The following is a 13,326-nucleotide window of genomic DNA, read 5'->3' as shown; positions in this document are numbered from 1 at the left end:
GGCGAGTGTAGCAACCCTCGCGCGGATCACACGCACTGCATGCGGCGTAGCACATGACATGCCAGATCGGCCTTGCAGCTATGTTTTTTTGTGATAGGGTTCGCGCCCTCAAAAATCAGCAGTGCATCGCCAGTGCCTACAGAAATCGGTGACAAACGGTCACGATCCAGTAGTTATGCGGCCTACACGCATGGTGTGCGATTCATACACAAACTACACACACTTTATCCACAAGCGGTGCGTTGCAATTCATGTCCAAAACGCATTATCTTGTAGCCCGACGACGAGACACACCCTACATGTGGGGTTTTGAACAAAAACGCCAGCACAACTCAAATGGGAATTTCAAGCATTTTTGTTGCGTCTGAGGGGTTGAACTTCAAGCCAGTTTAGGCACCAAGACGCTCGCGCGTGAACCAGAGCTGTCCCGTATACGTTTTGCAACATCGAAACCGCACTCTTGATCAGATTTTCGAAGGATCGGGCATAGCCCGGTCCTTTTTGGCTTCAAAACCTGGAAGCGGTGACAGACCCCGCTTTCACCTTCGTTTTGGAGCCTTCCAGTCGCCTTTTGCGACTGACTGCTCTAAACGAAATGGTGGGCAGCAATGCCCGAACAAACTTAAAGAACGTGGAGTCACACATGCAAACAGACACAACTCGCGAGAACTCGCCGACCGGCGCGCCGCAGGCAAGCCAGACCCAGCAGGATCTGTCTGCCACTGCCCCCGGTCAACTGCGCGTGATCAAGCGTAACGGTACTGTCGTTCCCTACACGGACGACAAGATCACCGTTGCCATCACCAAGGCGTTTCTTGCAGTTGAAGGCGGCAATGCTGCTGCCTCGTCGCGCATCCATGACACCGTTGCCCGCCTGACCGAACAGGTCAGCGCCACGTTCAAGCGTCGCATGCCTTCGGGCGGCACAATCCACATCGAAGAAATCCAGGATCAGGTCGAACTGGCGCTGATGCGTGCCGGCGAGCAGAAAGTGGCTCGCGACTACGTCATCTACCGTGACTCGCGCGCCAAGGAGCGTGCCGTTCGTGCCCCCGAAGAGCACGTCCAGGCTCACCCGTCGATCCGCATCACCCGCGCCGACGGCAGCTTTGCGCCGCTGGACATGGGTCGTCTGAACACCATCGTCACCGAAGCGTGCGAAGGCCTGGCTGAAGTCGACGCCGACCTGATCCAGACCGAAACCCTGAAAAACCTGTACGACGGCGTGGCGCTGAAAGACGTCAACACCGCGCTGGTGATGACCGCCCGTACCCTGGTCGAGCGCGAGCCGAACTACTCGTTCGTCACCGCCCGCCTGCTGATGGACACCCTGCGCGCCGAAGGCCTGGGTTTCCTCGGTGTCGCCGACAGCGCCACCCACCACGAAATGGCCGACCTGTACGCCAAGGCGCTGCCTGCCTACGTCACCGCCGGTATCAAGTTCGAACTGCTCAACCCTGTGCTGGCCGAATTCGACCTCGAAAAACTCGGCAAGGCGATCAACCACGAGCGCGATCAGCAGTTCACCTACCTGGGCCTGCAAACCCTGTACGACCGTTACTTCATCCACAAGGATGGCGTGCGTTTCGAATTGCCGCAGATCTTCTTCATGCGCGTGGCCATGGGCCTGGCAATCGAAGAGAAAGCCCGTGAAGACCGCGCCATCGAGTTCTACAACCTGCTGTCGTCGTTCGACTACATGTCGTCGACCCCGACGCTGTTCAACGCCGGTACCCTGCGTCCACAGCTGTCCAGCTGCTACCTGACCACCGTGCCGGATGACCTGTCGGGCATCTACCACGCGATCCACGACAACGCCATGCTGTCCAAATTCGCAGGCGGCCTGGGCAACGACTGGACACCGGTTCGTGCGCTGGGCTCGTACATCAAGGGCACCAACGGCAAGTCACAAGGCGTCGTACCCTTCCTGAAAGTGGTCAACGACACCGCCGTTGCGGTCAACCAGGGCGGCAAGCGCAAGGGCGCTGTCTGTGCCTACCTGGAAACCTGGCACATGGACATCGAAGAGTTCATCGAGCTGCGCAAGAACACCGGTGATGACCGTCGTCGTACCCACGACATGAACACCGCCAACTGGATCCCTGACCTGTTCATGAAGCGCGTCTTCGACGACGGCCCGTGGACCCTGTTCTCGCCATCCGAAGTACCGGACCTGCACGACCTGACCGGCAAGGCCTTCCAGGAGCGTTACGAGTACTACGAAGCGCTGACCGAATACCCGGGCAAGATCAAACTGTTCAAGACCATCCAGGCCAAGGATCTGTGGCGCAAGATGCTCTCGATGCTGTTCGAAACCGGCCACCCTTGGCTGACCTTCAAGGACCCGTGCAACCTGCGCAGCCCGCAGCAGCACGTGGGCGTGGTTCACAGCTCGAACCTGTGCACCGAGATCACCCTGAACACCAACAAGGACGAGATCGCGGTCTGCAACCTGGGCTCGATCAACCTGCCGAACCACATCGTCGACGGCAAGCTGGACACCGACAAGCTCAAGCGCACTGTCGATGTAGCCGTGCGCATGCTCGATAACGTGATCGACATCAACTACTACTCGGTACCGCAGGCCAAGAACTCCAACCTGCGCCACCGTCCGGTCGGCCTGGGCATCATGGGCTTCCAGGACGCGCTGTACCTGCAGCACATCCCGTACGGTTCCGATGCTGCCGTGCAGTTCGCCGACACCTCCATGGAAGCGGTCAGCTACTACGCGATCCAGGCGTCCTGCGACCTGGCCGACGAGCGCGGTGCCTACGAGACGTTCCAGGGTTCGCTGTGGTCCAAAGGCATCCTGCCGCTGGATTCGCAACAGATCCTGATCGAGCAGCGTGGCGAGAAGTACATCAGCGTCGACCTGAAGGAAACCCTGGACTGGGCGCCGGTTCGTGCCCGTGTGCAGAAAGGTATCCGTAACTCGAACATCATGGCCATCGCACCGACCGCCACCATCGCCAACATCACTGGCGTGTCGCAGTCGATCGAACCGACTTATCAGAACCTCTACGTGAAATCGAACCTGTCCGGCGAATTCACCGTGATCAACCCGTACCTGGTACGCGACCTCAAGGCTCGCGACCTGTGGGACTCGGTCATGATCAACGACCTGAAGTACTACGACGGTTCGGTACAGCAGATCGAGCGCATCCCGCAGGAGCTCAAGGAGCTTTACGCGACTGCCTTCGAAGTGGACACCAAGTGGATCGTCGACGCGGCAAGCCGTCGTCAGAAGTGGATCGACCAGGCTCAGTCGCTGAACCTGTACATCGCTGGCGCCTCGGGCAAGAAGCTGGACGTGACCTACCGCATGGCTTGGTACCGTGGTCTGAAAACCACCTACTACCTCCGTGCCCTGGCCGCGACCAGCACCGAGAAGTCCACCGTCAACACCGGCAAGCTCAACGCAGTATCGAGCGGCGGCCACGGCCCGGACGACTCGGCGATCACCGCCCCGCGTCCAACCGAAGCAGCACCGGCCGGCCCGGCCCCAGTGCCAAAGGCTTGCGCAATCGACGAGCCGGATTGTGAGGCTTGCCAGTAACCGTTAACGCCTGACTTGCCCCCACGTTGGTAATGCCAACGTGGGGGCAAACTGCCCCGCCCTCAACCGCCTTCAAACGGCTCCCCGCCGTTGCGCAACACGTCCACTCGTTCACGCAACCACTCACGCATCCGTAAACGTCTGCCCTCGGCTGTGCCCCCTGGCCAATGGCGGAGGCGTCTGCGATTCGCTGAAATCGGCTGTCCAGCACCAATTGCGAATCTCCGGAATGTCTTCGAAGTGTTCGCGTATCCAGGTGTGATGCTTGCGTAACTGACTTTCGAAAAAATGCACCGCATCCAGACTCTGCGCGCGTAAACGCGGTACGTGGCTCAATGCGTCGATGGCCAGCTGATAACGGCTAAGGCGATTGAGCACCACCATGTCGAATGGCGTCGTCGTGGTCCCACGATCACTGAAACCACGGACATGAAAGCGCGCCTCGTTGGCGCGGCCATGAACCATGGAATGGATCACCCAGGTCGAACCGTGAAAGGCGAACATCACCGGCGCGTCACGGGTAAACAAGGCCTCGAACGACACATGGTCCATGCCATGAGGCCGATCTTCAGGGGCGCTCAGAATGCCCAGGTCGACGACATTGACCAGCCTCACGCGAATACCCGGAACGTGTTTTTGCAGCAACCAGGCTGCCGCCACTGCTTCGGTGGTCGGTACATCGCCCGCACAGCCCAGCACGACATCCGGCGTCTCACTGTCGTCACTGCCTGCGAAGTCCCAGATCGACGCCCCTTGCGAGCAATGTTTGAGCGCCGCGTCGAAGTCCAGCCATTGAAAGTCCGGTTGCTTGCCGCAGGTCACAACGTTTATGTAGTTGCGGCTGCGCAGACAATGGTCGAAAACGTTGACCAGGCAATTGGAATCCGGCGGGTAATACACCCTCACCACGTCGGCTCGGCGCTGCAAGACGTTGTCGACGAACCCGGTGGACTGATGGCTGAAACCATTGTGATCGTTACGCCAGGCATGGCTGCTGATCAGAATGTTGAGTGAGGCCAGCGGGCGACGCCAGGCAAACTCGCGGCTCTGCTGCAACCATTTGGCATGCTGGGTGACCATCGAGTCGACCACTTGGGCGAACGCCTCGTAGGTCGACCACATACCGTGTCGACCGGTGAGCAGATAACCCTCCAGCCATCCTTCACACAGGTGTTCACTGAGCACCTCCATCACCCGACCATCGCTTGCCAGGTGATCGTCAATCTCCAGACACGGGCCTGGTGCAGTGCGGTTGCTGGCTTCGAACACGGCGTTGAGTCGGTTGGAGTTGGTCTCGTCAGGCCCGAAGACACGAAAGTTGTGCGGGTTATTGCGCATCACATCACGCAGGTATTCGCCCAGCCGACGTGGTGCTTCGGCGATGACCTGACCGGGGCCCGGCACTTCCAGTCCATAGTCGGCAAAGTTCGGCAGGTCCAGCGCCACCAGCACGCGTCCGCCGTTCACGTAAGGTACGGCGCCCCATACAGACACGGATCGTTTATCCGCAATCATTCCTCAGCCCGTCAAGGTGAAGAAAGGCGCGGCGCTTTATCACGCGGGTGATCCGTTGCGGTCGCTCTACGCGGTGCGTTTCGGTTTTTTCAAAACCACGATCTCTTCACAGGACGGGCGGGACCAACTGATCGGTTTTCAGATGTCGGGAGAGTTGCTGGGCTGCGACGCAATCAGCGATAACCGCCACGTGTGCGACGCCATTGCGCTGGAAGACAGCGAAGTGTGCCCTATTCGCTTCACCCATCTTGAACAGCTGTCGCGAGAACTGCCCTCACTGCAACACAACCTCAATCGCGTACTGAGCAAAGAGATCGTCCGCGACCATGAGATGTTGCTGCTCTTGCGCAACCTCAACGCCGAAGAACGCATGGCCGCCTTCCTGCTCAACCTGTCAGGCCGAATGACCAGCCGAGGTTATTCGGCCACGGCGTTCGTGTTGCGCATGACCCGGGAAGACATTGGCTCCTACCTTGGGCTAAGACTTGAAACCATCTGTCGCGCCATCGCCAATCTGCGCAGTCTGCACATCGTCAGTATTTCCGGACGCCAGGTAGAAATCCTCGACCTGCACCGCCTGCAGGCATTGATCCACGGGTGCAGCTACCGCGCAAAAAGCCTGTGAATCAGCCTGGGCGGGAAATCCTCCGATGATCGCCATCACACTGATCAATATTCTGATCATCACCACGGTGGTCATTGTTCATTACGAATGCCTGCTGCGCCTGAACGGGCTGATGCCCAGACTGATTCTCTGGCACCGGTTCAGGATGGTGTTCGGCGTCTTGGGCGCGCTGGCCGCCCACGCCGTCGAAGTCTGGATATTCGCACTAGGGTATTACCTGATGAACCGCTCCGACTCACTCGGTCGCCTGACGGGCAACTTCGACGGCAGTTTCATGGATTCTGTGTACTTCTCGTTCACCACGTTCACCACCATCGGTTTCGGCGACATCACGCCCACTGGCCCGCTCAAATACCTCACAGGACTCGAAGCCCTGACAGGGCTGGTGCTCATCACCTGGACGGCTTCCTTCTTGTTTATCGAGATGCAGAAGTACTGGGGCACACACGCCAACCGCGTGGAGCGAAGACGATAAGCAGACGGGCCGTTGTGCTGCAACGCGCTTTAACTGACAAAACTCAATGTTTGACCTGCAGAAGGGTATTCAATGGCGTGACTGCGGCACTCATAAACAGCCGCATCGTCAATCATCAGAGTACTCAGCATGAACGACCTGACGTTACGCAGAACGATACTGGACGAGCTTGAATTTCTGCCTCACATCGATGCTGGCGCGATTGGCGTTGCGATAGATAACGGCGTGGTGGTCCTCAGCGGGCATGTGAAAACCTTCGCAGAAAAAAACGCGGCCGAGCGCGCAGTCAAAAGCGTCAAAGGCGTAAGAGCTGTGGCTGAGGAACTCGAAGTGCGGGTACCGAGTGATCTCTACATCGACGACAGTGTGATCGCAGCGCGCTGTCTGGACCTGATTCGCTGGAACGCGATATCGCCCGACCTGGCCATACAGGTCAAAGTGCAGCAGGGACGTGTAACGCTTGAGGGCGATGTGGAGTGGCAATACCAGAAAGAAGCCGCACAAAAAGCCATCAACACCCTTGGTGGGGTCACTGGCCTCGACAACAGCCTGATCGTCAAACCCCAAGCCGCAGCCCTGGACATCAAGACACTGATCGAGCAGGCCCTGGCACGAAGCTCGGAGCTGGATGCCAGCACAATTCGCGTTACCGCCGAAGGCAATCAAGTGAAGCTCGAAGGCTACGTTCACCGCTGGCGTGAACGCAAAGCGGTCGAACATGCCGCCTGGGCAGTGCCAAGTGTAAAGAACGTGGACAACCATCTGCTCATCAATTGACCGACTGTCTGCAGACCGGTTTAGCGAGCCGATAACCGCGGTGCGTTGGCCGGACCAGGCTGCAATGGACATTCCCCTCGTTCATCCGGAGCTACTCGCATGCCCTACACAGCAGACATCCTCAAACGCTTCAACGAAGACACTGACGATCTGGTCGACGGGTTCTGGGTCGAGAAGCTACGCGATGGCACCCCGATGCTGATTCGTCAGTTGGTCGATAAAGACCGCGACCGGGAGTTCTCCTTCCTGAATGACCTGGGAAAGGGCATGGCGCATTTTCGCTTTCTGGGGTCGTTCAGCAAATACGCAAAAGTGCACGATCAACTTATGGACGTCGATTTGCACAATCGCGTGGCCTACATCGCACTGGCCTTTGAAAACGATGAGCTGACCGAAATCGGCGTAGCGCGCTACGGTGCCTATGAAGGCGACGCTCATTGCGAGTTTGCCATTGCGGTTTCCGAAAGCTGGCAACGTCGCGGCGTGGCGACAGCGTTGATGAGGCACCTCATGGAAACGGCGACGAGTGAGGGTTTCAGCAAAATATCGTCGATGGACACGTCCGGAAATCTGGCTATGGACGGGCTGGCCACGAGCATAGGCTTCACCCGTTTCAAGGATGAACAACACGGGCCCAGAGTTTTTCATGAGTATATTCTGGCGCTGTGAGCGAGCACGTCAGACATGACCAACGCGCCGGTTATGAGCGATGCACAATTGCACCGCCCATAACCATTCGTCGCCTGTCATTCAGGCCGATCCCATGCCTGCGATCAGCCCTTGTCCTTCACAGCCCCCGATCTGCATGCAGCAGGGATGCATTGACGCACATCACATCCTGAAGGATGACCTCGAATCTCCTTGCCGGGCCGATTGCAGCAATTCTCGCATCACTATATGCTGCGCCCCAGATTCTAAAAAAACACTACATAAGGGATTTACGCCTCGACATCGCGCATTCACGAGCCGGTTCACCGGACGGCGAGATTATCGAAAAACAGGTGTAATTCCCGCATCAAAGTCAGTCACGCACGCACAAGAGCCGGAGAAAATCTGTATAATCCGCGCTCGCTCAAGGGTACTCAAATGACCATTTGCAAAAGCAAACCTGGCTTGTCTGAAAGCAACCTCGAGTTTTCGATCTGCTCGCCTGTGAGGCACAGCCTCGGCAGCACATTCAAAGAGCGACCGGCACACTCATAAGCCGGCCGATCGCGACAACAGACCCCGAGTAAAAAATTCCATTGCCAGCGCACGTTCAGCGCGACGCTGGCAGCCCATACTTTGAAAATCCAACAGGGGTGCCACAGGCAACCCCTCAGGCAGGAGACGTACACCATGCTGAGCTGGGACGAATTCGATAAGGAAGACGGCGAAGTAGTCGCCAAAGCGACCAACGCCGGTCATGCCAACGAAGCCAACATGGACCGCCTCGACAGCGCCGGTGGCCTGGCTGCACAGGAAGCCCGCGCAGTAACCGCCGCCGACTCCGCTGCCCTGATCCGCGCCAAGAAAGCGCTGGACGCACTGGACGTCGCTGAAGGCCTGGCCGAACTCGAAGGCGCCAGCGCCCGCGTCGCCGTTGATGAAAAAATGATGATCAACTGCCGCGCCGACCTCAACCAGCTCGTACCTTTCAAGTACGACTGGGCCTGGCAGAAGTACCTGGACGGTTGCGCAAACCACTGGATGCCGCAAGAAGTCAACATGACCGCCGACATCGCCCTCTGGAAAAACCCGGAAGGCCTGACCGACGACGAGCGCCGCATCGTCATGCGCAACCTGGGCTTCTTCTCCACTGCCGACTCGCTGGTTGCCAACAACCTGGTGCTGGCCGTGTACCGCCTGATCACCAACCCGGAGTGCCGCCAGTACATCCTGCGCCAGGCCTTCGAAGAGGCGATCCACACCCACGCCTACCAGTACTGCATCGAATCGCTGGCCATGGATGAAGGCGAGATCTTCAACATGTACCACGAGATCCCATCGGTCGCTAAAAAAGCAGCCTGGGGCCTGAAGTACACCCGTTCGATCTCCGATCCGAAGTTCGAAACCGGCACCGTCGAAACCGACAAAGAGCTGCTGCGCAACCTGATCGCCTACTACTGCGTACTGGAAGGCATCTTCTTCTACTGCGGCTTCACCCAGATCCTCTCCATGGGCCGCCGCAACAAGATGACCGGCGTCGCCGAGCAGTTCCAGTACATCCTGCGCGACGAGTCCATGCACCTGAACTTCGGCATCGACGTGATCAACCAGATCAAAATCGAAAACCCGCACCTGTGGGATGCCGAGATGAAAGAAGAAGCCACGCAGATGATCCTGCAAGGCACCCAGCTGGAAATCGAATACGCCCGCGACACCATGCCCCGCGGCGTACTCGGCATGAACGCAGCGATGATGGAGGACTACCTGAAATTCATCGCTAACCGTCGTTTGAGCCAGATTGGCTTGAAGGAAGAGTATCCAGGGACGACCAACCCGTTCCCTTGGATGAGCGAGATCATGGACCTGAAGAAAGAGAAGAATTTCTTTGAGACGAGAGTGATTGAGTATCAGACTGGTGGGGCGTTGAGCTGGGATTGATGGCCTCGCTTGTAGAACCGTATCAAGACCTGAAGCCATTTCATCCTGCATGAAATGGTTTCTGCGAAAAGGGTTGCCAAGTGGCAGCCCTTTTTTGTTTCGGCGGAAACATGAGACTTCACTCGGTTGATTCAGGAAGAATACTGGCGTCTGTATCTGTAAATCATCCAAGGCAACCATCCATGTCCAGAGGGTGCTAACCGCGATATCGCATTAACGATAGACTCTATTGCTGACATAGCTCGCTGCCTTGAACATCGTCAGCCGAATGAACAGCGGCGTTGTTGCGAGCAGAAATGCCGATTGAAGGCTCCGGCCTATCAAAATTCAAATGTCGACGGCGATTCGTCAAGATGGCACAGTGATACCCGTCTCAAAAACTGGGCTGGTGCAGCTGTAGGCGTCGTCAACGGTCTGCACTGCGTTGCACGCTTTTGAATTTTCAGCATAAGGATTTGCGTCAATGACCGTGTTCACTACTGTTGTAAATCCCATAAAAGCCTGGCTTAGCGAGTTTTTGCTCACCCGCGAGCTATTCAAAGGACCTAACGGCAAACCTCTATACAGCTACCAGCTGTCCGAACAAGAGTACGCATCCCTACGCGACTTACTTCAAAAGTACCTTCGCCTAGCGTCCAGTCCAGTCCAGTCCATACACCTGGGAGCATGTTTTTGTTTATTCGTAAGTGAGCAGTACCGTAGAAATTACAACAGCTCATGGTCCTGGTCAGGCGCTGAAAGCGAGTTAGCCGTCTCACTTTCACACAATAAGCATGCAACCTTGACCAGCAAAGGACTGGAATACTGGAAACGCCCTATTCGGTACCGTGAAAACGGCAGAGATTGGCTAGGGTCCCTTTTCGCAGAAGGTGGGTTACCTTGGCCCCTAGTTCAAAAGGAATCGCATGGCTTTGGCAAAGCAGTCAATCGAGGTATTAATCTCTTCAGTGCAGGGAGCAGCCACCGAACAACTGCTGACCTAATTGCCGCGCACGAAGAGGAATTGCCAATTTCCTTTCGAAATCTAGAAACCAGACAGCTGCTTGCCGGCATTGTTGAACAGTTGATGTATCTAGCGGCGCAATACCCGTTAAAGGATCAGAAAGATCCTGCTGCTTACCTGGATAAAGTCGCTCCTGAGTGGACAGAAGCCTTTCCAATTCCTCTTGATGAAACTAACGCTAGAGGCCTGATTAATGATTGGCTACATGATGCTGGCAAGCAGCGGCTTGATAGAAAAGAGGCGCTTATTCAAGCCAGAGCATTCACCTGCGAGCATTTTCTATTAGGCACACTACCGGACTGGAGGATCAGGACAGAGCTGGCCTTGCCAAAGGAACACTCATTTAACATTGATGCCCAGCAGTTAGGTAGCACTCGGCTCGATCAAGCCTATTACGAAGGTGAGCACATTTTAGCTCGTGGGCCTGCGGTGTATGCCCAGCTGAACGAGTCTCGTCTAACGGTCCGCTTCTCAAACCCGTCAACATCGGTAGAGCGTCGCCGGTTAGGCGAACCTGTCACGCTGCGCTTACTCGACAATGGACGAGTTGTTCAATGTTACCAATTCGACGGCAGCGAGTTGGATTACGAAGAAACGCCGTTGATTTTTGAGCAGCGGGATGATTACTGGCAATTGGTCGGAACATCTTCTTGCGGTGTCGCTGGTGAGTCCGCACGTATTCGCATTCCGACCAAATTTAGTTTTTCATCAGACGGTCTTACACCATCGCTGCTCACTACCGACAAAGAGAGCGGTCACTGGCTGGATCTACGGGCCAATTTATCGCTCCAAAACGGCCCTGATCTCTATCAAATCGAATTAAATAAAAATCAAAACGAGCACCGAAAGCCCGCTCTGGCCGGTGTTCAGGGACTCTATGACAGTAACCCAGGTGTTGTATATTTGGGTTGGCCACGACTGGAGTTGCCCGAATACTATGAATTTGGTTTGGGCGATATTCTAGAATTTGCTAATGGGCAACCCTTGGACACTCTTCGCCGTGCTGGACCGTTAGGGGTCGTTCATTACACCCTGAAAAGCCGCACGGGAAAAACGCTTTTAACACGCCGCTTTGCGGTCCTACCCAAAGAATTCAGTACCTCGTTGCTTCCAGAAACCACCGAAAAACCTGCTCGACTGCAGGTCAAAGGTGCGCTCCAGCTTGACTTGAAAATCGACAGTGCGCTGCTAATGGCGAAGCGACTGGAGTCTGATCACTCCGTAACCACTTTCAGCCTTGTTCATCTGTCCGACACACCTCCTGCTGGTTTTGCGCTGGAGATCGACAAGAAAAATAGCAATCAGCCCCTGCTGCTTCGTCTGCCATATCCGTACCAAGGAGCAAGGCTCATTGGACCAGACGACCGGCCCTCACGAGCACACGAGCTTACGTTTCCTGAGCTGATAGGTCATCGCATCGCATTGACCTCAGGACAAACTCAAGGGCAAAGTTTCTACATGCTATTGGAACTGGTGTGCGAGGCGCTGCCACATCCAAAACGGCAATATGAGATCAAAGTAGGCTCATCGCCCACGCTGCTAAATTTGTTTAGCTACCAAAATGACATGCTTCAAATGCTGGGAGCTGTCGACGAACAAGATGCGTTTATTAAGCTAACCTTAGAAACCGAACAGCGTGCGCTCAGCCTGAATATCAGACGGTACAACGGCCGCTTACAATGGGAAAGTCGAGACACATTCACGATCTGCGAAATAAGTAACGCGACAATTTTGAATGACACAGAAGTTGAAGCAATGTTACTTTCTGATCCTAAACAAGCGCCAGTCAAAATTGAGGATCTCAAGAGCCAGGCTGTTAGCACCGGGCGATTTATTTTACCCAACACCGTGCAACGTGACGGCCCATGGCTAATCTATCCAGCCAAAGATAGTAAAACTCAATTTCGCCCTGCACTGTTCGTGTCGGATTCGTCGATTACTGAAATTCAAAATCAAGTTTTTTCCTTGCACAGAGCGACACAGGTTTTCCACCCAAAAACCAACCCAAACGCTATCAGTCAACAAATCACCGTTATGGCAAAAGAGTTCGGACACAGTGGTTGGCAATATTTAGCGGATTTGAAGCAACATTACGCGCACCTGCCGTTGTCCTCATTTGAAAGCTGGAAAGCACTGTCAAAGCAACCAGAGGCGTTGGCGTTCGCGGTGCTCCGACTAGAAATGGACGAAGCGTTCTGCGCTCGAATTCGCGATGAGCTGGCGGTGATCTGGGAAGCAATCCCTCTCCCAATTTGGGCCGAAGCACATGCACGATTTTTACAAGGACTGATAGCATGTGGCTTGCCGGAGATTCTTATCAAGAACCTTGAAACGAATCGCGCGGCCGTGTTGCGACTTGTGGTTTCCGGCTTTGATTATTTGGGCGACTACTTAAGTACTGGCAATAAAAGCAGTCTGACCAAAATCCCTCCTCAATTGGTGGTACCAGGCTGGAATCAAGCCTTACGCCAACAACACGCTACCGACAGACAGTGGCCTACCGATCTTACTGCAGAATTGACTAGCTGGCTCTTTCAGAATCCGATACCTGCATTCTTGAGAGAGATCACCCCTGTTGGTTTCACTAAAGCGGTTTCTTACTTACCATTTTTTATGGCTTATGTGACGGCAGGCAAAGCCACCCTAAATGATCTTCCTGTGCCGATGGCGTACCTAAAATTCGCCATTCGATTGGTTTCTGATTTTGACCGTCAGGGATGGTTCGCACCTACTCACGCACTGATGGTTTCGTATTTGCTAGCCTCCGAAGACGAGGCATAAGGAGTTCC

At 55.5% G+C, this 13,326-nt stretch carries 8 protein-coding genes; 7 read left to right on the top strand and 1 reads right to left on the bottom strand.

Annotated features, from left to right (window positions below):
• Positions 1-643: 643 nt before the first annotated feature.
• On the top strand, positions 644-3,556 hold the full coding sequence (locus tag JOE33_RS21045; protein ID WP_122529930.1) for a ribonucleoside-diphosphate reductase subunit alpha: 2,913 nt from the start codon (positions 644-646) through the stop codon (positions 3,554-3,556).
• 123 nt (positions 3,557-3,679) lie between these two features.
• On the opposite strand, the gene JOE33_RS21040 is transcribed toward JOE33_RS21045, so the two are convergent.
• On the bottom strand, positions 3,680-5,050 hold the full coding sequence (locus JOE33_RS21040) for a phosphoketolase family protein (protein WP_338125270.1): 1,371 nt from the start codon (positions 5,048-5,050) through the stop codon (positions 3,680-3,682).
• 16 nt (positions 5,051-5,066) lie between these two features.
• On the opposite strand from JOE33_RS21040, the gene JOE33_RS21035 reads away from it, so the two are divergent.
• The 6 genes from JOE33_RS21035 (at position 5,067) to JOE33_RS21010 (ending at position 13,318) form a co-directional block, all read left to right on the top strand.
• Entirely contained in the window at positions 5,067-5,696 is a 630-nt protein-coding gene (locus JOE33_RS21035; protein ID WP_187625923.1) for a helix-turn-helix domain-containing protein, read from the top strand.
• Between the two features lie 25 nt (positions 5,697-5,721).
• Positions 5,722-6,171 carry a potassium channel family protein gene (locus tag JOE33_RS21030; protein WP_046236511.1) on the top strand — a complete coding sequence of 150 codons (450 nt, stop codon included), beginning with the start codon at positions 5,722-5,724 and terminating at the stop codon, positions 6,169-6,171.
• Positions 6,172-6,300: 129 nt separating this feature from the next.
• The gene (locus tag JOE33_RS21025) at positions 6,301-6,948 is read left to right on the top strand and encodes a BON domain-containing protein (RefSeq protein ID WP_187625912.1); all 648 of its coding nucleotides are present in this window, start codon (positions 6,301-6,303) and stop codon (positions 6,946-6,948) included.
• Between the two features lie 99 nt (positions 6,949-7,047).
• On the top strand, positions 7,048-7,617 hold the full coding sequence (locus JOE33_RS21020; RefSeq protein WP_187625911.1) for a GNAT family N-acetyltransferase: 570 nt from the start codon (positions 7,048-7,050) through the stop codon (positions 7,615-7,617).
• Positions 7,618-8,286: 669 nt separating this feature from the next.
• Positions 8,287-9,534: a ribonucleotide-diphosphate reductase subunit beta gene (locus tag JOE33_RS21015; protein ID WP_002554639.1), complete on the top strand. Its 1,248-nt coding sequence runs from the start codon at positions 8,287-8,289 to the stop codon at positions 9,532-9,534.
• Between the two features lie 463 nt (positions 9,535-9,997).
• Positions 9,998-13,318: an STY4851/ECs_5259 family protein gene (locus tag JOE33_RS21010; RefSeq protein WP_187625910.1), complete on the top strand. Its 3,321-nt coding sequence runs from the start codon at positions 9,998-10,000 to the stop codon at positions 13,316-13,318.
• The last annotated feature ends 8 nt before the right edge of the window (positions 13,319-13,326 follow it).

The organism is Pseudomonas sp. PvP027 (assembly GCF_017833005.1).
In the GTDB taxonomy this organism is placed as follows: Bacteria; Pseudomonadota; Gammaproteobacteria; order Pseudomonadales; family Pseudomonadaceae; genus Aquipseudomonas; species Aquipseudomonas congelans.
This window is presented reverse-complemented; position numbering and strand designations above follow the sequence as displayed.